Source organism: Bacteroides sp. MSB163, assembly GCF_036416795.1.
Taxonomy (GTDB): Bacteria; Bacteroidota; Bacteroidia; order Bacteroidales; family Bacteroidaceae; genus Bacteroides; species Bacteroides maternus.
This window is the reverse complement of sequence record NZ_CP143867.1, coordinates 1,747,848-1,769,865: the sequence shown is the minus strand read 5'-3', so window position 1 is coordinate 1,769,865 and position 22,018 is coordinate 1,747,848. Positions and strand designations below refer to the sequence as shown.

The following is a 22,018-nucleotide window of genomic DNA, read 5'->3' as shown; positions in this document are numbered from 1 at the left end:
TATTTGTGGGATTTTCATACTATAAATGAGGGATTTTCGCTGAGAATAATTACCTTTGTACCCACCTTATTATAAAAAGGATATCCCAATGAGTCCATTGAACTTTACTCACATTTTGACACAGGCAGTCGATGAACTATCGGAAAGCTCATCTTACAAAGGACTGTTTCATCAGCACACGGACGGCACTCCATTGCCTTCGGCTAGGGCACTGCAAGATATTGTAGAGCTATCGCGTGCCATCCTCTTCCCCGGTTATTTTGGTAACTCCACAGTCAACAGCCGCACCATCAAATATCACATCGGCGTAAACATCGAACGCTTGTTCGACTTGCTGACCGGTCAGGTGCTTGCAGGTCTTTGCTTCACCGGAAACGGAGAATGTACCTGCTGCACTGAACTTCAGCGTGAAGAAGCGGCACTGATTGCCGCTAAATTCATCAGCAATTTGCCGGGAATGCGCCGTGTACTGGCCACTGATGTGGCAGCCGCCTACAATGGAGATCCGGCAGCACACAGTTTCGGAGAAGTAATCAGTTGTTATCCCGCCATACGTGCCATCAGCAATTACCGCATTGCGCATGAGTTACTGAAACTCGATGTGCCCCTTATTCCGCGTATCATCACTGAAATGGCCCACAGCGAAACAGGAATCGATATTCACCCGGGTGCCGCCATCGGTAGCCACTTCACCATAGACCACGGAACGGGTGTTGTAATTGGGGAGACGTGCGTCATCGGAAATAACGTGAAGTTGTATCAAGGCGTAACTCTGGGTGCCAAGAGCTTTCCATTGGATGCGGACGGTAAACCGATCAAGGGCATCCCACGCCACCCGATACTGGAAGACAATGTCATCGTCTATTCCAATGCCACCATTTTAGGACGTATCACTATCGGACAGGGCGCCACGGTAGGCGGTAATATCTGGGTGACGGAAGACGTTCCGGCTGGAGCAAGAATTGTACAGACTAAAGCCAAAAAGTAACCGGCAGTCAGCAAGCAAGCGCCCCGGTTGAGGGACACAAGCGTTCCGGCTGAGCAACACAAGTGTTTCGGAAGAGAGACACAAGCGTTACATCCGAGAAGTACAAGTGTTCCGTAAAAGGGATATTAAGAGAATAGTAATCATCAATAGAAACAATAGATACAGAAGAAGTTACAGCAGCTTCAACCGTAAAATTGTAAATCGTAAAATCAATAATAAACAGATGGAATCCTTTCAAATGATTGCCAAGACCTTTCAAGGTCTGGAAGAAGTATTAGCACAAGAACTGACTGCATTAGGGGCAAACGACATAGAAATAGGCCGACGCATGGTGTCTTTCAGTGGAGACAAGGAAATGATGTACAAGGCAAACTTCTGCTTGCGCACAGCAATCCGTATCCTGAAACCGATCAAGAACTTCACTGCCAAAGATGCTGATGAAGTCTATGAACAAATCAAAGCTATCAGCTGGGAAAACATCCTGAATGTGGAGAAAACATTTGCTGTAGATGCCGTTGTGTTCAGCGAAGAATTCCGTCACTCTAAGTTTGTATCTTATAAAGTAAAAGATGCCATTGTAGATTATTTCCGCGAGAAATTCAACAAACGTCCGTCCGTACGAATCAACCGCCCGGATGTACTGCTGAATATACACATTGCACAAACCACGTGTACGCTTTCGCTCGACTCATCGGGTGAGTCACTACACCGCCGCGGTTATCGCCAGGAAGCGGTAGAGGCTCCGTTGAACGAAGTTCTGGCTGCCGGAATGATCCTCATGACGGGCTGGAAAGGAGAATGTGACTTGATTGATCCGATGTGTGGTTCGGGTACCATCCCCATTGAGGCGGCACTGATTGCACGTAACATTGCTCCGGGAGTATTCCGTAAGGAATTTGCTTTTGAGAAGTGGAATGATTTCGACCAGGATTTATTCGATACGATTTACAACGACGACAGTCAGGAATGTGAGTTTACACATAAGATATACGGATACGACAATAATCCGCAGGCCAACGAAATAGCAACGCACAACATCAAGGCAGCAGGTGTATCGAAAGACATTGTCTTGAAGTTGCAGCCCTTCCAGCAGTTTGAACAGCCAGCGGAAAAGTCCATGATTATCACCAACCCGCCTTATGGGGAACGTATTTCTACCAATAATCTGCTGGGACTGTACCAGATGATAGGCGAGCGTCTGAAACACGCTTTCACCGGAAACACGGCATGGGTGCTCTCTTATCGTGAAGAGTGCTTCGACCAGATAGGACTGAAACCGACTGCCAAAATACCTCTGTTCAACGGTGCACTGGAATGTGAATTCCGTAAATACGAGATTTTCGACGGTAAATATAAGGAATTCAAGAAACAGGAAGGTGAGGACGAAGAAGGAGAAGACAGAAAAGAATCCGGCTTCAAGTCAAGAGAATCGAGAGAATTTAAACCGAGAGAAGGACGGGATTTCAAACCGAGAGAACCGCGCAAACCGGGTGAGTTCAAATCGAGAGATGACAGACCGAGGGAGTTCAGACCAAGAGACAGCAAACCCCGTGAGTTCGGTTCGAGAGAAGATAAGCCCAGAGGTGAGTTCAAGCCGAGAGAATTCCGCAAGGATGGAGACAGAGAACGGAAACCGTTTGACAGGGAACGCCGTCCGGGAGGAAGCGGTGAGTTTAAGCCGAAGAGAGAGTTCAAGCCGAGAAAAAGGGAAGAGGAATAAAAGAAGTATGGAACTTATCGCAATTTGCGACAGGTTAATAGGAAATATGGTTCTAAATATTGACTTCTACGTCAAGACACAGAAGCTAACTTATTGAAAAACAGTTTGAGGTCACAAATTGTGACCTCAAACTGACAAGACATAAAAGAGATTAGTTACAAGTATCAGCTTGATATTCCAAATCAGGGGTTCAGGTCAGGGAAGTAGAAGATAGCCTATTGAAAGACAGTATAAGGTTCCAAATTGGCACCTTAAAAACATATACTCAAATGAACGATTTAGTCATCATAGAGAATAAGATATACGAAATCAGAGGACAGAAAGTGATGCTGGACTTTGATTTGGCGGAGATGTATGAGATAGAAACGAGGCGTCGCCATGCTTTCCGGCATCCTCCGGAGCCCCAAAGCCATCGAAGTCAACATCAACATCATGCGTGCCTTCATCCACATGCGGCAATATCTTCTCTCTCATGCTCCGAAGCAAGAGCTTGAAGAACTAAGAAAACGTATTGAATACCTGGAAGAAGACATCACTTCCGACAGAGACAGTTACGAGAAACAATTCGATGATCTTTTCTCTGCTTTCGCAAAATTGAGTGCTGCGGTACAAGTGAAAAGCTCTCCTTGGGGCAGAGTAGAAGTAAAAGGATTCAGAAAAGAGAATGAATAATAAATGACTATGAACATGAAGATAATCGGTAAATGGATGGGAATAGCACTACTGGCATTACCCACTCTCTTTGCAACAAACATTATGGCACAAGATTCAAAGAAACCGACGCTGGAAGATTTGCTTCCCGGCGGAGAAACCTATCGCTTTGCTGAAAACCTCTATGGAGTGCAATGGTGGGGAGACACGTGCATCAAGCCCGGAATAGACTCCTTGCTGGCAATAAACCCCAAAAACGGAAAAGAAACTCTGCTCGTGACGCGCGAGAAAATCAACCGGGCTCTGGAACAGGAAAAGCTGGGCAAACTGAGACATCTGAGTCAAGTAAGCCTGCCTTGGGCGGACAAAACGCAGATACTCATCAGTCTGCCCGGAAGCTACGCCGTCTACGACTGGGAAACGGACAAGATTATCAGCCAACGGGATTTCCCGAAAGAGAGCGCCAACAAAGATTACCATATCGCAAGTGGTAACGTGGCCTACACCATCAAAAATAACCTTTTCGTGAACGGCACCGTCGTAACCAGCGAACCCGACGGTATCGTATGCGGACAAAGCGTACACCGCAACGAGTTCGGCATCAGCAAAGGAACTTACTGGAGCCCGAAAGGTGACCTGCTCGCCTTCTACCGGATGGACGAAAGCATGGTGACGCAATATCCGTTGGTAGACATCACCGCACGGGTAGGCGAACTGAACAACGTCCGCTACCCGATGGCAGGCATGACGAGCCACAAGGTAACCATAGGCATCTACAACCCCGAAACGCAGAAGACCATCTATCTGAATGCGGGCGACCCCACGGATCGTTACTTCACCAATATCAGTTGGGCACCGGATGCCCAAAGCCTCTACCTTATTGAGTTGAACCGCGACCAGAACCATGCCCAACTTTGGCAGTACAACGCCGAGACAGGCGAACGAATATGTTGCTGCTACGAAGAAGAACATCCCAAGTATGTGGAGCCTCAGCATCCCATTATCTTCCTGCCCTGGGACAATGGCAAGTTCATTTACCAAAGCCAGCGCGACGGATACAATCATCTGTACCTATTTGATATAGATGTCAAATCAGATGTCTACAAAAAAAACACTACGGCAGGAAGTACCTATACGGAACGTACCTGGATGAAACAACTCACTTCCGGCAACTGGCTTGTGCAAGATGTGCTCGGCTTTGATGAGAAGAAGAAAGAAATCATCTTCACCGCCACCAAAGAGTCGCCCCTGCAAAGCAACCTATACAAAGTGAACGTGAACAACGGAAAGATTACCCCGCTGGACAACAGCAAGGGCGTACATCGCGGGACACTGAGTGCCAGCGGCAGCTACCTCATCGACACCTGGTCCAGCCCCGAAGTGCCGCGTAGCATCAACCTCATGTCCACTCAAAACGGCAAAAGCATCAACCTGCTGACAGCCAAAGACCCATTCGAAGGCTTCACCATGCCCAGCATCGAAACAGGCACCATCAAGGCAGCCGACGGCGTGACCGACCTTTACTACCGCCTCGTGAAACCCGCAGACTTCGACCCGGCAAAGAAATATCCCGCCATCATCTACGTCTACGGAGGTCCGCACGCACAGATGGTCACCAACGGCTGGCAGAACAGCGCCCGCGGATGGGACATCTACATGGCAGGCAAAGGTTATATCATGTTCACCCTCGACAATCGCGGCAGCGAAAACCGCGGACTGGAATTTGAGAATGTCACCTTCCGCAACCTCGGCATCGAAGAGGGAAAAGACCAGGTGAAAGGCGCCGAATTCCTGAAAGCCCTGCCTTATGTGGACGCTGACCGCATCGGCGTACACGGCTGGAGTTTCGGCGGACATATGACCACGGCACTGATGCTCCGCTACCCGGAGATATTCAAGGTAGGCGTTGCAGGCGGCCCGGTCATCGACTGGAGCTATTATGAAATCATGTATGGAGAAAGATATATGGATACGCCGCAGAGCAATCCGGAAGGTTATAAGAATGGTAATCTGAAAAACCTTGCCGGCAACCTGAAAGGACATCTTCTGTTGATTCACGACGACCATGACGATACCTGTGTGCCGCAACACACGCTCTCGTTCATAAAGGCCTGTGTAGATGCCCGCACGTATCCCGACCTGTTCATCTATCCCGGCCATAAGCACAACGTCCTGGGACGTGACCGCGTGCATCTGCATGAGAAGATAACACGGTATTTTGAAGATAACTTAATGAGGAATGAAGAATGAAGAATGAAGAATTACCTTGCGGCATGCTTGCATAGCGCAGCCAAATTCTTCATTCCTCATTCTTCATTAAATTATTGCTTAGCAAACAAAATAGAAATAGTAATTAATAAGAAATAGTAAAGATGAAAATATTATTATTAGGAAGCGGCGGTCGCGAGCACGCCCTGGCATGGAAGATTGCCCAAAGCCCGAAAGTAGAGAAACTTTTTATCGCCCCCGGTAATGCCGGTACCAGTGCGGTAGGCGAGAACGTAGCCATCAAGGCAACCGATTTCCCCGCCTTGAAGTCCTTCGCCTTGGAACAAAACATAGACATGATTGTGGTAGGTCCCGAAGACCCGTTGGTAGAAGGTATCTACGACAGCTTCACCGAAGACGCCCCCACACAACATATCGCCATCATCGGTCCCACCGCCAAAGGTGCCCAACTGGAAGGCAGCAAAGAGTTTGCCAAAGGATTCATGGAACGTCACGGCATCCCCACCGCCCGCTACAAGAGCATCACTGCCGATAACCTCGAAGAAGGCCTCGCCTTCCTCGAAAGCCTCGAAGCCCCCTACGTGCTGAAAGCCGACGGCCTCTGTGCCGGAAAAGGCGTGCTCATCCTCCCCACCCTCGAAGAGGCCAAGAAGGAACTGAAAGAAATGCTTGGCGGCATGTTCGGCCAGGCCAGTGCCACGGTGGTTATCGAAGAATTCCTTAGCGGCATCGAGTGCTCCGTGTTCGTGCTGACAGACAGTAAGCACTACAAAGTGCTGCCCGTAGCCAAGGATTACAAGCGCATCGGCGAAGGCGACAAAGGCCTGAACACCGGCGGCATGGGAAGCGTCACCCCCGTTCCTTTTGCTGACGAAGAGTTCATGGAAAAAGTACGCACCCGCATCATCGAGCCCACCATCAACGGACTGCAAGAAGAAAGAATCCTCTACAAAGGCTTCATCTTCCTCGGACTCATCCGGGTGAAAGGCGAACCGATGGTGATAGAATACAACGTCCGCATGGGCGACCCGGAAACAGAAAGCGTCATGCTGCGCATACAAAGCGACTTCGCCGAACTGCTGGAAGGTGTACGCGACGTGAACCTCGACACCAAGACTCTGGTGATGGACCCGCGCACAGCCGCCTGCGTCATGCTCGTCAGCGGCGGTTATCCCGAAGCTTACGAAAAAGGCAAGGTAATGACCGGTTTTGAAGCTGCTGCAGCCACGGACAGCATCCTCTTCCACGCCGGAACCGCAATGAAGGACGGAAACATAGTGACCGCCGGTGGCCGTGTGATAGCCGTATGTTCTTATGGTGCGACCAAGGAAGAAGCCCTTGCCAAGAGCTACAAAGTAGCGGATATGATTGACTTCGACAAGAAGTACTTCCGCCGCGACATCGGATTTGATCTCTAAGTTTAATGAAGAATGATGAATGAAGAATCTCCCTGCGGCATACCGCGCAGCCTAATTCTTCATTCTTCATTCTCAATTCTTCATTTATATGATACGAAGTAAACGATTACAGAACCGGATTACAGCGGGGCGCTTCACCCTCCCCGCTGCTATCTTTCTATCACTGTTCTGCTGGGTACTGACTTCCATCTTATTACCCGAGATTCCAGTGATGAAAAGCAATTACCCATTGTGGGAAACCAACTACAACGATTGGATTCCGACATGGGCAAGTGCGCCCCTAAGCTTTCTGCTTTACGGTATAATCGGTTACTTCCTGATAGAGCTAAACAACACCTTCGCCATTATCCGTATGCGGGCATCCGTACAGACAGCCATTTACTTCCTGCTGATATCTGTCTGTCCTGTCATGCACCAGTTATATGCCGGAGACATTGCCTCGATAGCGTTTCTGATATCTTTGTTCTTCCTGTTCAAGGGCTATCAACATCCACGTCCGGCGGGCACTATGTTCTACTCGCTCCTGTTTATCGGGGCGGGCAGTCTGTTCTTCCCGCAACTGACATTGTTCATTCCCCTTTTCTGGATCAGCGCATACAGTTTCCAGGCACTCACTCCTAAGAGCTTTTTCGGAGGTCTGATCGGTTGGACGTTACCCTATTGGTTCTTGTTTGGACATGCCTACTTCTATGGTGAAATAGAATTATTCTATCAGCCGTTCATCGAACTGGTGACGTTCCATCCCATTACTTTATGGAACTTCCCATTATGGGAAATCGCTACATTGGGCTATTTGTTCCTGTTGTTCATAATAAGCTCCGTTCACTGCCTAGTGGCAGGTTACGAAGATAAGATACGTACCCGCAGCTATCTGCATTTCCTTATTTTCCTAACGTTCTGCATCTTCGTTTATATCCTGTTGCAACCGGCACAAACGTTTCACCTCCTACCCTTGCTGCTGATAGGCGTCAGCATCCTGACAGGACATTTCGTGGTACTGACGAACAGTCGGGCTTCTAATGTGTTTTTCATTTGTGCCCTTGTCGGGCTTATACTCTTATTCGGATTTAACGTATGGATGCTTTTGTAGACTCATTGGTTCAACTCTTGATAGACTGGGGCTATCTCGGTTTATTTATCTCCGCCTTACTGGCAGGAAGCATCGTTCCGTTCAGTTCGGAACTGGTGATGATAGCACTGGTAAAGGTAGGGCTCAGTCCGGTGATGTGTGTATTCTTCGCCACGTTGGGTAATACGATTGGCGGTATGACGTGCTACTACATGGGGCGCCTGGGTAACGTAGTCTGGATAGAGAAATATTTCAAAGTAAAAAAAGAAAAAGTAGACAAGATGCAGACTTTCCTTCAAGGTAAAGGAGCATTGATGGGCTTTTTCGCATTCCTGCCCTTTGTGGGCGAAGTAATTGCCATTGCATTGGGTTTCATGCGCAGCAATGTATGGCTGACTACTTCGTCCATGTTTGCCGGAAAGCTGATACGGTATGCCGTGATGCTGCTGGCATTGCAGGGAGTAATATCTATGTTTTAAGTTATGAAACGAATTATAGAACGTACGGAAGATGGAAGCGCAACACTGTTTGTGCCCGAACTGGATGAACATTATCATTCGGTGAAAGGGGCGCGTACAGAATCGCAGCATATCTTTATCGACATGGGTCTGAAAGCCTCTGCCGCACCGCAACCGCACGTTCTTGAGATAGGCTTCGGCACCGGACTGAATGCCTTGCTCACACTGGAAGCTGCCGAACAGGATGCGCGTCCCGTACATTATATCGGTATCGAGCTCTATCCCCTTGCGTGGGAAGAAGTCAATGCACTAGGATATAGCAATAACCCGCTATTCGAGCAGCTACACACCGCCCCGTGGGAAGAAGACGTAAAAATATCCCCGCACTTCACTCTGCGGAAGATAAAAGGAGATGCGAATACAGTGATTAATTCTTCATTTTCCCCCTCCGTCGTTTACTTCGATGCTTTCGCCCCTGAAAAGCAACCAGAAATGTGGAACGAGCAATTATTTCGCTCTCTTTACGTTTATATGAATACAGGGGGAATATTGACGACGTATTGCGCCAAAGGTGTCATCCGCCGTATGTTGCAAGCAGTGGGCTTCCGTGTGGAGCGCCTTCCGGGACCTCCGGGGGGAAAGCGGGAGATACTGAGAGCAACGAAAGAGAAACCATAAAGAGTAATCAATTATAAAAACCATAAATATAATAATGAAACGAACATTCCTGTACATCCTCGCTGCCTTGCTCGCCGCATCCTGCAAGAATAGCAACGTCCAGAATAATAAGAGTGAAGGCGATAAACCCGTCATCACCGTCACTATTGAGCCATTACGCTATTTCACCGAAGCCATTGCAGGCGATAACTTCAACGTTATCAGCATGGTTCCCAAAGGGAGTAGTCCGGAAACCTACGATCCTACCCCCCAGCAACTCGTAGATCTTGCCAAGAGCAAAGCCTACTTCCGGATCGGCTACATCGGTTTTGAACAAACCTGGATGGACAAGCTGACGGATAACGCTCCGCACCTGCAATTCTTCGATACTTCCCGCGGCATCGACCTGATTTATGATTCCTCACACGCCCATCATCATCACGATGCCGATGAACCTCATGCCCACGATTCCATCCAAGACGATGAGCATCAGCATCTTTTGGGTGTGGAACCGCACATCTGGAGTTCTGCCTATAATGCACAGATTATTGCCGGAAATATCGTAAATGCACTGTGCGCCATCGACAAAAGCAATGAAGAAGTCTATATGGAGCGTTACAAAAGTCTCTGCAACCAGATTGAACATACCGATAGCCTTATTTGTCACATGCTGTCGACTCCCAATGCGGACCGTGCTTTCATGATTTATCATCCGGCATTGTCCTACTTTGCCCGCGACTACGGCCTGCATCAGATTTCTATCGAAGAAAATGGTAAAGAGCCTTCTCCCTCCCACCTCAAAAGTCTGATAGACACTTGTAAAAAAGAGAAAGTCCGCGTTATCTTCGTCCAACCTGAATTTGACCGTCGCAATGCGGAGATTATTGCCAAACAGACGGGAACGAAGGTAATCCCTATCAATCCGCTTTCTTACGATTGGGAAGAAGAAATATTGAATATCGCCAAGGAATTGGTCGTTAAGAACTAAAGACATCGTCAAGCAGTAAACAAATGGGTACGCCTCTTATTGAAATAAAGAATCTCAGTGCCGGCTATGACAGCCGCACGGTATTACGCAACGTAAACCTCACCGTTTACGACCGAGACTTTCTGGGCATCATCGGCCCCAATGGCGGCGGAAAAACAACTCTCATCAAATGTATACTCGGTCTGTTGAAACCTACGGGAGGGGAAATATTATACAGTGACAAACGGTTAGTGATGAGTGATAACCGCTCATCACTGAAGATGGGCTACCTGCCGCAGTACAACAGCATCGACCGCAAATTCCCCATCACAGTGGAAGAAGTAATCCTTTCCGGTCTCAGTTCACAGAAGTCACTTATTTCCCGCTTCACCGCATCACATCGGGAGAAAGCCCGCCAAGTGATTACCCGCATGGGATTGGAAGGATTGGAAGAACGTGCCATCGGTGCACTAAGCGGCGGACAATTGCAACGTGCTTTACTGGGACGTGCCATCATCTCCGACCCTCAACTCGTTGTCCTCGACGAACCCAGTACATATATTGACAAGCGTTTCGAAGCCCGCCTTTACGAACTTCTGGCAGAGATTAACCACGACTGCGCCATCATTCTTGTCAGCCATGACATCGGCACAGTACTACAACAAGTGAAGTCCATCGCCTGCGTGAATGAAACACTGGATTATCATCCCGACACGGGTGTAAGTGAAGAATGGCTGGAACGGAACTTCAATTGTCCGATAGAGTTATTAGGGCACGGAGCACTGCCCCACCGCATACTGGCAAAGCATAAACATGGCGAGGGATGCGGATGCTGCAATTGCGAAGAATGAAATGAATGAATTCTATGTTAAATCAAAGGCATTATTTGCTTTAATGCCATAAAGTCATTCTCTTTACATAAGAATCATCACCCAAAGGGTGAAGGATATGGCGAGAGACTTGTTCTTCCAACCGCATTGCCTAAAGTTGCGTACCTCACCTGCGAAGTGAGTTTTTTTTATTTTGATATGCTTCATACTCACTCTTAAACCGCCCTTCCTCTGTAGCATCTACACAATATCCAGATTATACCTTCCGAAGACAATCACCGTCCATTCCCCAATGTAACCTTTTTGAATTAAGTAAAGCATCAAGTTCGCCGATACTCCTCAATCCCACATTCCTCATTTTCGCTATATCTTCCCGTTCAAACTCAACAAGTACGCCAAGAGTTTTGATATCCATACGTTTTAAAGCACCATAAGTACGCCTAGAAAGATTCAAATCCTCAATTCTGGTAGCAAGGACCATATCTATAGGTTCTGAATCATTATGATCCAAATGATATTCTTCCACCTTATATTCCAACAACCTTTTTTGTGTTGTAAGTCTCTTGTTCTCGTGCCTCAACCTTCGGTTTTCAGCAGCCATTAATTGATACTCCCGTATATACACCAATCGGCTAATACCTTTTTTAATAGCATTACATGCCTTTGCAACCGAAACCCCTTGCTTGGCTGCAATCTCTTTCAGGCTTACTCCCGACAGGAATCCGTTAACAAGATCAAAGGTCGTCTCATCATTTCCACGCCAAAGCGCACGATAGGCCTTTACAAATATCAATCTGACTGTATCTTTATACCGCAGCGCATAGTCATATAACTCCATAGTATCCCTAAAATCCTCATACGCCTGTTTGTACTCCTTCTCCAAATGTTCTAGCTCTGTCCGATATGCGCCCACTCTTTTCTCCATATCTACAACATCACTAAATTCAGATTGAAGCTTTTCAATAGATTGAACATCTACCAATGTACATGTACATGAAACCTTTCCACTTAAGACACCCCTATCCAACCAATTCTTTATAGTTTGGGGGTGTACACCAAAGATTTCCGCAGCATCCCTGCGTGACAAGTATCTCTTACTACTCATATCTGCCTGGTTAGAAAATCCATCAGATACATCAGATACATTAGAATCACTATCCATCTTCAACAATTTAATTTATACTACATAAAAAGATACAAAAGTAGGCATTATATGCAAGATATCTTATAACCTATCCTAATAAATACACTTCGCCGCCATAGTTTTAGCGGTTAAATCACTATATTTGCGCCCGTATACGCTAAAATACAGAGTTATAACTTAAAAAACATAACGAATTATTTCCGAATGAAACAGTACAGAACCGTAAACAACCTCGTGGGTTGGATTACTTTCATCATTGCAGCCACGGTCTACTGCATAACCATAGAACCGACTGCAAGTTTTTGGGACTGCCCGGAGTTCATCACTACCGGCTATAAATTGGAAGTAGGACACCCGCCCGGAGCACCTTTCTTCATGCTGGTGGCAAACCTGTTCTCACAATTCGCCTCAGACCCCAGCACAGTAGCCAAAATGGTAAACTATATGAGTGCACTGATGAGTGGCGCTTGTATCCTGTTCCTGTTCTGGAGCATCACGCACCTGGTGCGCAAACTTGTTGTTACAGATGAAAATAATATTACCCGCGGACAACTGATTACCATCATGGGTAGCGGTCTGGTGGGTGCGCTGGCATATACATTCAGTGACACCTTCTGGTTCAGTGCCGTCGAAGGTGAAGTTTACGCATTCTCTTCCCTGTTCACCGCCGTTGTATTCTGGCTGATACTGAAATGGGAAGACGTGGCGGACGAACCGCACAGCGACCGTTGGCTCATCCTCATCGCTTACCTCACGGGACTCAGTATCGGTGTCCACTTGCTGAACTTGCTTTGTCTGCCCGCCATCGTGCTGGTTTACTATTATAAAAAGGTGCCCAATGCAAATGCAAAAGGTTCATTGCTGGCATTGCTGGCTTCCGGTATTCTGGTGGCTGTCGTGCTCTACGGCATGGTTCCGGGTATCGTGAAAGTAGGCGGCTGGTTCGAACTGTTCTTCGTGAACACACTGGGAATGGCTTTCAACAGCGGTGTAATGGTATACATCATTGTATTGGCAGCCTCCATCATCTGGGGGGTATACGAAAGCTACACGGAAAAGAACAAGATGCGCATGTCCATCTCCTTCGTACTGACAATTGCTTTGCTGGGTATCCCCTTCTACGGACACGGAACGAGCGCTGTAATTATAGGTATTATTGTCATTGCTTTCCTGTTCTTCTACCTCAGCCCGAAGATGCAGACAAGCATGAAAGAGAAATACCGTGTTTCCGCACGTACGCTCAACACATCGCTGTTGTGTACCATGATGATTGTCATCGGATATTCTTCCTATGCCATTATCGTGATCCGCTCTACAGCCAATACACCCATGGATCAGAACTCACCCGAAGACATCTTCACGCTGGGTGAGTACCTAGGTCGTGAGCAATACGGAACCCGCCCGCTGTTCTACGGACAGGCATTCTCTTCCAAAGTAGCCCTTGATGTAAAAGATGGCTATTGCGAACCGCGTATCTCGTACAACGGAACCAAATTTATCCGCAAGGAGAAAGCCACTCCCGATGAAAAGGACAGCTATATCGAAATCCCCGGACGTATCGAATACGAATACGCACAGAATATGCTTTTCCCGCGTATGTACAGCAGTCAGCACGCCAGGGAATATCAAGCCTGGGTAGATATTAAGGGGGAAGACGTTCCCTATGATCAGTGCGGACAAATGGTGATGGTGAACATGCCCACACAATGGGAAAACATCAAGTTCTTCTTCACCTACCAGCTCAACTGGATGTACTGGCGCTACTTCATGTGGAACTTCGCCGGACGCCAGAACGACCTGCAAGGCAGTGGAGAAATAGAACATGGTAACTGGATCACAGGTATCCCGTTCATTGACAACTTCCTGGTGGGCGACCAGAGCCTGTTGCCGCAGGAGCTGCAAAACAACAAGGGACACAACGTCTTCTACTGTCTGCCCCTGTTGCTCGGCATCATCGGCCTCTTATGGCAGGCATACCGCGGACAGAAAGGTATTCAGCAGTTCTGGATAGTATTCTTCCTGTTCTTCATGACGGGTATCGCCATTGTACTCTACCTGAACCAGACACCGAGCCAGCCGCGTGAACGTGACTATGCTTACGCCGGATCATTCTACGCCTTTGCCATTTGGATAGGTATGGGTGTGGCAGGCATTATCCGCCTGTTGCAACACTACGCCAAGATGAAAGAACTTCCGGCCGCAACACTGGCATCCGTTGTCTGCCTGTTCGTTCCCATACAAATGGCAAGCCAGACATGGGATGACCACGACCGTAGCGACCGTTACCTGGCACGTGACTTCGGCCAGAACTATCTGATGTCTCTGCAAGAAACCGGTAATCCGATTATCTTCACCAACGGTGATAATGATACATTCCCCTTGTGGTACAACCAGGAAACAGAAGGATTCCGTACGGATGCACGTACTTGTAACCTCAGTTACTTGCAGACGGATTGGTATATCGATCAGATGAAGCGTCCTGCCTACGATTCTCCATCATTGCCCATCACTTGGGATCGTATGGATTACGTGGAAGGAACCAATGAATATATTCCTGTACAGCCCGATTACAAGAAGAGCATCGACGCCCTCTATGCCGAAGCTGAAAAACAGGCACTGAACGGCAACCCGGAAGCTCTGGTGAATGTGAAAAAAGAGTTCGGTGAAAACCCGTACGAATTGCAGAACATCCTGAAATATTGGGTACGCAGCAAAAACGAAGATCTCAAAGTAATTCCTACGGACAGCATTGTGATGAAGGTAGATAAGGAAGCTGTACGCCGTAGCGGCATGATGATACCGGGCGACAGTATACCCGATTACATGCACATCTCACTGAAAGGCAAACGCGCCCTCTATAAGAGCGAGCTGATGATGCTTGAAATGCTGGCAGAAGCCAATTGGGAACGTCCTATCTACATGGCAGTCAGCGTAGGTACGGAAAACCACCTCGGCATGGGCAATCACTTCATACAGGAAGGTCTCACCTATCGCTTCACTCCGTTCGATACCGACAAGACAGGCGTCAAACTGGATAGCGAAAAGATGTATGACAACCTGATGAACAAGTTCAAGTTCGGTGGCATCGATAAGGAAGGCATCTATATTGATGAAAACGCCATGCGTATGTGCTATTCTCACCGGCGTATCTTCTCACAACTCGTAGGTCAGTTGATACGTGAAGGCAAGAATGACAAGGCCAAGAAAGCATTGGACTATGCAGAGAAAATGATTCCTGCCTACAACGTGCCTTACGACTGGCAGAACGGCGCCGTGCAAATGGCGGAAGCTTACTATCAACTGGGCGAAACAGAGAAAGCCGACAACATCATGAAGGCACTTGCTGACAAGGCTGTGGAATACCTCACCTGGTATCTGAGCCTGGACGAGCAACGTTTTGCCATGTCCAGCCGTGAAATCGTCGACTATCATCTGCCTATCCTCAGTTCAGAAGTGAAGCTCATGCAGAAGTATAATTCCGAACTGGCTCCGGTATACGATGGCAAGCTGAACGAATTGTATCAGATGTGTGTTGACCGTATGAAATAAGAAATAGCGATTAGCGGTTAGTGATAAGTGATTAACGGCTGTGCCGTAACATCGCACACCAACCGCTAATCATTTATCACTAACCGCTAACTACTAATCACTTATCACTAATCGTTAATCACTAATAACCGTGTTTATAGAACAGCCTCCCGAGTTTGTCCGAAAGCTATATCCCGGTGCCATCTGGCGAATGGATCCGAACGAGAAATCCGTCTACCTGACTTTTGATGATGGTCCCATCCCCGAAGTAACCCCATGGGTACTTGAATTATTGGATAAACATGACATCAAAGCCACCTTCTTCATGGTGGGAGACAATATACGCAAGCATCCCGACGTATTCCAAATGGTAGTAGATGGCGGCCACCGCATCGGCAACCATACGTTCAATCATATTCGCGGGTTCGAATATCTGTCCGACAATTATCTTGCCAATACGGACAAGGCGAATGAACTGATGAAAACAGATCTCTTCCGTCCACCGCACGGTCACATGCGCTGGGGACAGTATTTCACTTTGAAACGGCATTATAAGATAGTGATGTGGGATTTGGTGACGCGTGACTACAGTAAGAAACTGCGTGGGCCGCAAGTACTTGCCAATGTGATGAGGTATGCACGGAACGGGTCTATTATCACTTTCCACGACTCGCTAAAGTCCTGGAATAACGGCAACCTACAATATGCACTGCCGCGGGCATTGGATTTTTTGGAAGAGGAGGGATACGAGTTTAAACTATTGTAATCCTAATCAAATAATTATAGAATAAAAATACCCTCCGAATATTTTTGTATTCGGAGGGTATTTTTATTCTATAACAGCATCAATTACTTAACCGTCACCGTCAACGGGTTGCGTACCTTCTGAGCATAGTTTGCCATGTATGCATTCCATGCTTCCGGAGTCTTGATGTCAGCCTTGTCCCAGGCAGCACCCCAGTAGTAAACATACTCTGAACCCGGTTCGTAATCGCTGATAGCCAATACATGACCATCGGCACCACCACGCAGTTCGTTCTTCTCCTTTTCAGGGAAGAGCAATGATTTAGCTTCCTTTACCGTAGTCGGGAAAGCAGCACCCACGAATATCTTACCATTGTTATTATTCACATTGTCCGTAGGATCCACATAAGTGATATAGCCGGCAGCAGCATCAGCTACAACAGCACCATCCGGTTCGTGCAACACGATACCTGTAGCCACGGGAGTAGTCTCTTTCAGGTTATCAAAAGAAACTGCAGTCTTATTCAAGTGAGAGCCTGCATCCAGCGTGATAACACGTGTTTCAACCACTGTTGAGTCGCCCTTGATAGTCAGCGGATTGTAAACCAGCTTCACAGTGAAACGCAACGGACCGTTGTCCAGGATATCCTGTGTAGCATAGCAATACGGATAAACGATTTCACCGTCAGGCATCAAAGCAGCAGTACCGCCACCCAACGTAGGACCTACTTTATAGCAGTCCAAACCGTTTCCATGGTCTACATGATAAGAAACTGATTTATATAATTCCTGTGCAGCTTTCGGATCTGTCTTCTTCAGTTCAGCAATCTTAGCTTTGGTCTCCGGGTTCAATTCGCTTGCATAACGAGCTTCTACAACCGGCTCAGTAGTATTGTACTTCGTCCAGACATCATAACCGAAAGCACGTTCGCCGGTCTTTTGCAAAGCCGGACCATAAGCACGGAAAGCAACCAGGTCATTTTCCCAGGCAACATCGTCCACACGTTCAGGATAATATTTACCGCAAGCCTTTACTGCAAAAGCTTCAGGCGTACCTGCCTGAATGGTATAAACAGCCGTACCGTTAGCTGCTACGCTTGCAGGGAAAATCACTTTTTCATCATAAGTAATCTGATAGGGGACTTGTTGTCCGTCAGCATTCAGAACCACAATCTGTGCTGTGTCAGCCAGTTTCAGTTGGTTGGCGATGTCGCTCATAGCCACCTCAACCATTTCATTGGAACGCTCCATTGCCAAAGGATTGCTTACCGTTACGGTAACTACATCCTTAGTGTTGGTGCAGGCAAAACATACGAATACTGTTGCCAATAAAAGGAATAACTTTTTCATATTGCTTAATCAATTGATAATTGAAAAACGGATAATGATTATGAAGATACAGAAAATGGGAAAAATGGATAACTGACAGCATCAATTATCCATTTCCCATTATCTGTTAATATACTTATTTAGGCTGTTTACCGATGTAAGCCAGAATACCACCGTCAACGTAGAGTACGTGACCGTTTACGAAGTCAGAAGCGTCGGAAGCCAGGAATACGGCAGGACCCATCAAATCTTCAGGAGTACCCCAACGTGCAGCCGGAGTCTTAGCAACAATAAATGCATCGAACGGGTGACGTGAACCGTCAGCTTGCTTTTCGCGAAGCGGTGCAGTCTGCGGAGTAGCGATGTAACCCGGGCCGATACCATTACACTGGATGTTGTATTCACCGTACTCGGAAGCGATGTTACGAGTCAGCATCTTCAATCCGCCCTTGGCAGCAGCATAAGCAGATACGGTCTCACGGCCCAACTCACTCATCATAGAGCAGATGTTGATAATCTTGCCGTGACCTTTCTTAATCATAGAAGGAATAACAGCCTTGGATACGATAAACGGAGCGTTCAAGTCTACGTCGATCACTTGACGGAATTCAGAAGCTTTCATTTCGTGCATCGGGATACGTTTGATGATACCTGCATTATTCACCAGAATATCAATCACGCCCACTTCTTTCTCAATCTGGGCAACCATGGCGTTCACCTGTTCTTCATTTGTCACGTCGCATACATAACCTTTAGCATCAATGCCTTCAGCTTTGTAAGCAGCCAAGCCTTTGTCTACTAATTCTTGTTTGATGTCGTTGAACACGATTTTTGCACCGGCTTGTGCATAGGCAGTTGCCAGAGCGAAGCCAATTCCGTAAGAAGCACCGGTTACGAGTGCCACTTTGCCTTCTAATGAAAAGTTTACCATAATTTATTTACTTAGGTTTGTTAATAACTTGTTTCTAATTACGATTCAAAGTCTCGGTTTACTCAATTTATTACTTCAGGTCGGTAATCAAAGAGAAGTCCTGATCTCCATAGTCCAGGTTTTCACCACCCATACCCCAGATAAAGGTATAATTATGAGTAGCCGCAGCAGAGTGGATAGACCATTCGGGAGACAATACAGCCTGGTCGCCCTTCATCCATACGTGGCGGGTTTCGTCAACTTCGCCCATGAAGTGGCAAACTGCATGTTCTTCGGGTACCTCAAAATAGAAGTAAGCTTCCATACGACGGCTGTGCACATGTGCCGGCATCGTATTCCATACGCTACCCGGAGCAAGTTCCGTCATCCCCATCTGCAACTGGCAGGTAGGCAATACCTGATTCACCAACATCTTATTTATATTACGGTGGTTGGAACCTTCCAGGCTACCCATTTCAGCAACTACGGCATCAGCCTTCGTCACTTTCTTATCAGGATAGTTGCGATGAGCAGTCAGTGAGTTGAAGTAGAACTTGGCGGGATTCTTTTCATCCTTGCTTTCGAAAGTTACTTCACGATCGCCCGAACCCAGATAAAGAGCTTCCTTATAATCCAATTCGAATACAGCGTTACCGGCTTTTACCACACCGGGACCGCCTACATTAAAGATACCCATTTCGCGACGAGTCAGGAAGAAAGGAGCCTTCAACGGATCAATAGCTTCCAGTTTCAACACTTCGCCCACAGGCATTGCACCACCTACAACCATACGGTCGTACATGGAATATACCATATTTACTTCGTTAGCAGAGAAGACTTTTTCGATTAGAAAATCACGACGGATACGCTTGGTATCATAACTTTTCGCGTCTTCGGGATGCGCTGCATAGCGAATTTCATAGTTCGTTTTCATAATTCTATTACGTTTTAAAGTTGATAATAATCGGTTATTGGCATACTTCGTTTACGTACACGATGCAAATGTAGCAAAAGAAAATGGAGAAACATTGTGTTTTTGTACCAATTATATAGTAATATTGTTCAAATGGAAGAAAATAGAAGTTCTTTAACAGAAAATAATACAGAAAAAAGATCTATCAGGACGATTATATTAAGAAGAAAGCCTTGAAAGATTTCTCTTCCAAGGCTTTCTTTGAGTTGGACTACCAAGATTCGAACTTGGACAAACAGAACCAAAACCTGTTGTGCTACCATTACACCATAGTCCAAACTTATGCGCTTTCTGTTAAAAAGCGGTGCAAAGATAGAAGTATGCCCCGAAATATCCAAATATTTCGGGGCATTTTTTCTTATTTACCCCTAATTAGCCTTTTATTTAGCTATAATCAGGTAGTAATTCTTCTTTCCGCGCTGCACAAGCAGATATTTTTCATCCAAAAGGTCAGCAGAAGTAATCACTTGGTCGAAGGCTTCCAGCTTCTCTTTATTGAGAGAAACGCCGCCACCTTGCACCAATTTACGCATCTCACCTTTGGAAGCAAATACGGCTGCATTGTCTGTGAACAGATCAACAGCCTTCACACCGGCAGACACAGCATCCTTGGAAACCTCAAACAGAGGAACGCCTTCGAATACGGCCAGAAGGGTATCTTCATCCAACTTCTTCAAAGCTTCGGAAGTTGCATTGCCGAACAGGATATTAGATGCATCCACCGCTGCATTATAGTCTTCTTCGGAATGAACCATAATAGTCACCTCTTTTGCCAGACGTTTCTGAAGAACACGCAAGTGCGGTGCAGCCTCATGCTCAGCCGTCAGGGCTTCGATTTCCTCTCTTGACAGGGAAGTGAATATCTTGATGTAGCGTGCTGCATCAGCATCACTCACGTTCAACCAGAACTGATAGAATTTATACGGAGAAGTATATCGGGGATCAAGCCAGATATTGCCGGATTCGGTCTTGCCAAATTTACCACCGTCAGCCTTCGTTATCAGCGGACTGGTCAGCGCAAAAACCTCGCCACCATTTGTACGACGAATCAATTCGGCACCTGTCGTGATGTTACCCCATTGGTCGGAACCACCCATTTGCAGTTTGCAACCTTTGGTTTCATACAGATGCAGGAAGTCGTAGCCTTGCAACAGCTGATAAGTGAATTCCGTGAAAGACAGACCGTCACGAGCTTCACCGTTCAGACGCTTCTTTACAGAATCTTTCGCCATCATGTAGTTCACAGTAATATGCTTACCTACTTCACGGGCAAAGTCAAGGAAAGTGAAGTTCTTCATCCAGTCATAGTTATTCACCAATTCTGCACGGTTAGGAGCATCGGATTCGAAATCCAGAAACTTGCTCAACTGCTTCTTCATACCATCCAGATTGCGTTGCAGAATTTCTTCTGTAAGCAGATTACGCTCTGCCGACTTGCCGGAAGGGTCACCAATCATACCCGTAGCACCACCGATCAGTGCCATCGGCTTGTGTCCGCAACGTTGGAAATGACGCAGTATCATTACACTGCAAAGATGTCCAATGTGCAATGAATCCGCCGTAGGGTCAAAACCTATGTATGCGGTCACTTGTTCCTTAGCCAGAAGTTCTTCCGTACCAGGCATCATATCGTGGAGCATGCCACGCCATCTCAATTCTTCTACAAAATTCATCGAATGATTAACTATTTAAATATTTGATATACTTTGTAATTGCAAAAGTACGACTCTTTATCTGAACTAACAACTCTTATCGCCTAAAAAAGATTTCGCTCACATTCTTACGAATCGTTCTTCTGAGCTCTTCAAGAGGAGTTTTACGGAGAATAGCCGCCCGTTCATAAAGCACATCGACAGATGTCGTGCTTTCATCCGTCTCGATAAACAACCGTTCAGACGGCATTATGCACAACGCTTCCTCCTGATATTTCTCCCCGAAAGAAAGATAGAAACCATGTCGGAGATATTCTTCTGCAAGAGCCGCTTTTCCACGAAAACCGTGAATAATCCACGGTTTCACCGGTCGTATCTTCTGTTTCAATTTCAGAAGTTCATCTACCGCTTTCACCAGATGAATAATTAACGGCTTATCCGCCTCTTCGGCCAGGCGCGCCTGATATTCAAACACTTCTATCTGCAAAGCTAAAGGTGCTTCAGTCAATTTATCCAATCCGGCCTCACCCACAGCCAACACCTGAGGATGGTCCAGTAATTCTTCAAAACGGGCCTTACTGTCATTTAGGGAAGCTACGAAAGAAGCGATATACCATGGATGTATTCCCACAGAATACCAGCCTTTCGTTTGCGGAACAAACGATTCAGGGAAACAGTTCACAATAGCCGTTCCGGGCACTTGTGGCCGCCTATGTGTATGTATATCAACAGGAATTATCATACGAATAGT

General features: G+C 46.8%; 17 protein-coding genes, 1 tRNA gene and 1 pseudogene. 12 read left to right on the top strand and 7 right to left on the bottom strand.

All coding sequences use genetic code 11. The features are described from left to right. Positions 1–88 precede the first annotated feature (88 nt). The 10 genes and pseudogenes from epsC (at position 89) to VYM24_RS06065 (ending at position 11,008) form a co-directional block, all read left to right on the top strand. Entirely contained in the window at positions 89–988 is a 900-nt protein-coding gene (gene epsC / locus VYM24_RS06110) for a serine O-acetyltransferase EpsC (protein ID WP_224321278.1), read from the top strand. Positions 989–1,211: 223 nt separating this feature from the next. Continuing rightward, positions 1,212–2,708 carry a THUMP domain-containing class I SAM-dependent RNA methyltransferase gene (locus VYM24_RS06105; RefSeq protein WP_224321277.1) on the top strand — a complete coding sequence of 499 codons (1,497 nt, stop codon included), beginning with the start codon at positions 1,212–1,214 and terminating at the stop codon, positions 2,706–2,708. Between the two features lie 269 nt (positions 2,709–2,977). Next, positions 2,978–3,380 (top strand): annotated as a pseudogene (locus VYM24_RS06100) (ORF6N domain-containing protein). A 15-nt stretch (positions 3,381–3,395) separates the two neighbouring features. Beyond that, a complete protein-coding gene (locus VYM24_RS06095) occupies positions 3,396–5,609 on the top strand; it encodes a S9 family peptidase (RefSeq protein ID WP_425286652.1) in 2,214 nt (737 codons plus the stop codon). Positions 5,610–5,731: 122 nt separating this feature from the next. Beyond that, positions 5,732–7,006, top strand: a complete 1,275-nt coding sequence (gene purD / locus VYM24_RS06090) for a phosphoribosylamine--glycine ligase (RefSeq protein WP_330941752.1) — start codon at positions 5,732–5,734, stop codon at positions 7,004–7,006. A gap of 88 nt (positions 7,007–7,094) precedes the next feature. Further along, positions 7,095–8,096 (top strand): hypothetical protein, encoded by a 1,002-nt coding sequence (locus VYM24_RS06085; protein WP_330941751.1) that lies wholly within the window; start codon positions 7,095–7,097, stop codon positions 8,094–8,096. Continuing rightward, positions 8,081–8,554 carry a YqaA family protein gene (locus tag VYM24_RS06080; RefSeq protein ID WP_044262986.1) on the top strand — a complete coding sequence of 158 codons (474 nt, stop codon included), beginning with the start codon at positions 8,081–8,083 and terminating at the stop codon, positions 8,552–8,554. The genes VYM24_RS06085 and VYM24_RS06080 overlap by 16 nt, the downstream gene beginning before the upstream one ends. 3 nt (positions 8,555–8,557) lie before the next feature. After that, complete coding sequence (gene mnmC2, locus VYM24_RS06075; RefSeq protein WP_330941750.1) at positions 8,558–9,211, top strand: tRNA (5-methylaminomethyl-2-thiouridine)(34)-methyltransferase MnmC2; 654 nt, start codon at positions 8,558–8,560, stop codon at positions 9,209–9,211. Between the two features lie 34 nt (positions 9,212–9,245). Then, positions 9,246–10,178 (top strand): metal ABC transporter solute-binding protein, Zn/Mn family, encoded by a 933-nt coding sequence (locus VYM24_RS06070; RefSeq protein WP_330941749.1) that lies wholly within the window; start codon positions 9,246–9,248, stop codon positions 10,176–10,178. A gap of 23 nt (positions 10,179–10,201) precedes the next feature. After that, positions 10,202–11,008, top strand: a complete 807-nt coding sequence (locus tag VYM24_RS06065; protein WP_291553415.1) for a metal ABC transporter ATP-binding protein — start codon at positions 10,202–10,204, stop codon at positions 11,006–11,008. A gap of 235 nt (positions 11,009–11,243) precedes the next feature. On the opposite strand, the gene VYM24_RS06060 is transcribed toward VYM24_RS06065, so the two are convergent. Further along, positions 11,244–12,092, bottom strand: coding sequence for a DNA-directed RNA polymerase subunit alpha C-terminal domain-containing protein (locus VYM24_RS06060; RefSeq protein ID WP_299094361.1), 849 nt, complete (start codon positions 12,090–12,092; stop codon positions 11,244–11,246). A gap of 243 nt (positions 12,093–12,335) precedes the next feature. On the opposite strand from VYM24_RS06060, the gene VYM24_RS06055 reads away from it, so the two are divergent. Both VYM24_RS06055 and VYM24_RS06050 read left to right on the top strand, forming a co-directional pair. Continuing rightward, the gene (locus tag VYM24_RS06055; RefSeq protein ID WP_330941748.1) at positions 12,336–15,680 is read left to right on the top strand and encodes a DUF2723 domain-containing protein; all 3,345 of its coding nucleotides are present in this window, start codon (positions 12,336–12,338) and stop codon (positions 15,678–15,680) included. A 130-nt stretch (positions 15,681–15,810) separates the two neighbouring features. Next, positions 15,811–16,425 (top strand): polysaccharide deacetylase family protein, encoded by a 615-nt coding sequence (locus VYM24_RS06050; protein ID WP_007211542.1) that lies wholly within the window; start codon positions 15,811–15,813, stop codon positions 16,423–16,425. Positions 16,426–16,508: 83 nt separating this feature from the next. Here the strand turns inward: VYM24_RS06050 and VYM24_RS06045 are convergent, their stop codons facing one another. From VYM24_RS06045 to VYM24_RS06020, 6 genes are all read right to left on the bottom strand, one after another. After that, on the bottom strand, positions 16,509–17,753 hold the full coding sequence (locus tag VYM24_RS06045; RefSeq protein ID WP_330941747.1) for a DUF4861 domain-containing protein: 1,245 nt from the start codon (positions 17,751–17,753) through the stop codon (positions 16,509–16,511). A gap of 115 nt (positions 17,754–17,868) precedes the next feature. Beyond that, a complete protein-coding gene (locus VYM24_RS06040; protein ID WP_330941746.1) occupies positions 17,869–18,663 on the bottom strand; it encodes a gluconate 5-dehydrogenase in 795 nt (264 codons plus the stop codon). 70 nt (positions 18,664–18,733) lie between these two features. Next, positions 18,734–19,576 (bottom strand): 5-dehydro-4-deoxy-D-glucuronate isomerase, encoded by an 843-nt coding sequence (gene kduI, locus VYM24_RS06035; protein WP_007219103.1) that lies wholly within the window; start codon positions 19,574–19,576, stop codon positions 18,734–18,736. 245 nt (positions 19,577–19,821) lie between these two features. Continuing rightward, positions 19,822–19,892 (bottom strand) — tRNA-Gln (locus VYM24_RS06030). Between the two features lie 103 nt (positions 19,893–19,995). Continuing rightward, a complete protein-coding gene (tyrS, locus tag VYM24_RS06025) occupies positions 19,996–21,288 on the bottom strand; it encodes a tyrosine--tRNA ligase (protein ID WP_330941745.1) in 1,293 nt (430 codons plus the stop codon). A gap of 76 nt (positions 21,289–21,364) precedes the next feature. Further along, positions 21,365–22,009 carry a TatD family hydrolase gene (locus tag VYM24_RS06020; protein ID WP_330941744.1) on the bottom strand — a complete coding sequence of 215 codons (645 nt, stop codon included), beginning with the start codon at positions 22,007–22,009 and terminating at the stop codon, positions 21,365–21,367. Positions 22,010–22,018 lie beyond the last annotated feature (9 nt).

Excerpts from the sequence above, each read along its gene's own strand:
- epsC (WP_224321278.1), top strand. The coding sequence starts at position 89 with ATGAGTCCATTGAACTTTACTCACATTTTGACACAGGCAGTCGATGAA.
- VYM24_RS06105 (WP_224321277.1), top strand. The coding sequence starts at position 1,212 with ATGGAATCCTTTCAAATGATTGCCAAGACCTTTCAAGGTCTGGAAGAA.
- VYM24_RS06095 (WP_425286652.1), top strand. The coding sequence starts at position 3,396 with ATGAAGATAATCGGTAAATGGATGGGAATAGCACTACTGGCATTACCC.
- purD (WP_330941752.1), top strand. The coding sequence starts at position 5,732 with ATGAAAATATTATTATTAGGAAGCGGCGGTCGCGAGCACGCCCTGGCA.
- VYM24_RS06085 (WP_330941751.1), top strand. The coding sequence starts at position 7,095 with ATGATACGAAGTAAACGATTACAGAACCGGATTACAGCGGGGCGCTTC.
- VYM24_RS06080 (WP_044262986.1), top strand. The coding sequence starts at position 8,081 with ATGGATGCTTTTGTAGACTCATTGGTTCAACTCTTGATAGACTGGGGC.
- mnmC2 (WP_330941750.1), top strand. The coding sequence starts at position 8,558 with ATGAAACGAATTATAGAACGTACGGAAGATGGAAGCGCAACACTGTTT.
- VYM24_RS06070 (WP_330941749.1), top strand. The coding sequence starts at position 9,246 with ATGAAACGAACATTCCTGTACATCCTCGCTGCCTTGCTCGCCGCATCC.
- VYM24_RS06065 (WP_291553415.1), top strand. The coding sequence starts at position 10,202 with ATGGGTACGCCTCTTATTGAAATAAAGAATCTCAGTGCCGGCTATGAC.
- VYM24_RS06060 (WP_299094361.1), bottom strand. The coding sequence starts at position 12,092 with ATGAGTAGTAAGAGATACTTGTCACGCAGGGATGCTGCGGAAATCTTT.
- VYM24_RS06055 (WP_330941748.1), top strand. The coding sequence starts at position 12,336 with ATGAAACAGTACAGAACCGTAAACAACCTCGTGGGTTGGATTACTTTC.
- VYM24_RS06045 (WP_330941747.1), bottom strand. The coding sequence starts at position 17,753 with ATGAAAAAGTTATTCCTTTTATTGGCAACAGTATTCGTATGTTTTGCC.
- VYM24_RS06040 (WP_330941746.1), bottom strand. The coding sequence starts at position 18,663 with ATGGTAAACTTTTCATTAGAAGGCAAAGTGGCACTCGTAACCGGTGCT.
- kduI (WP_007219103.1), bottom strand. The coding sequence starts at position 19,576 with ATGAAAACGAACTATGAAATTCGCTATGCAGCGCATCCCGAAGACGCG.
- tyrS (WP_330941745.1), bottom strand. The coding sequence starts at position 21,288 with ATGAATTTTGTAGAAGAATTGAGATGGCGTGGCATGCTCCACGATATG.
- VYM24_RS06020 (WP_330941744.1), bottom strand. The coding sequence starts at position 22,009 with ATGATAATTCCTGTTGATATACATACACATAGGCGGCCACAAGTGCCC.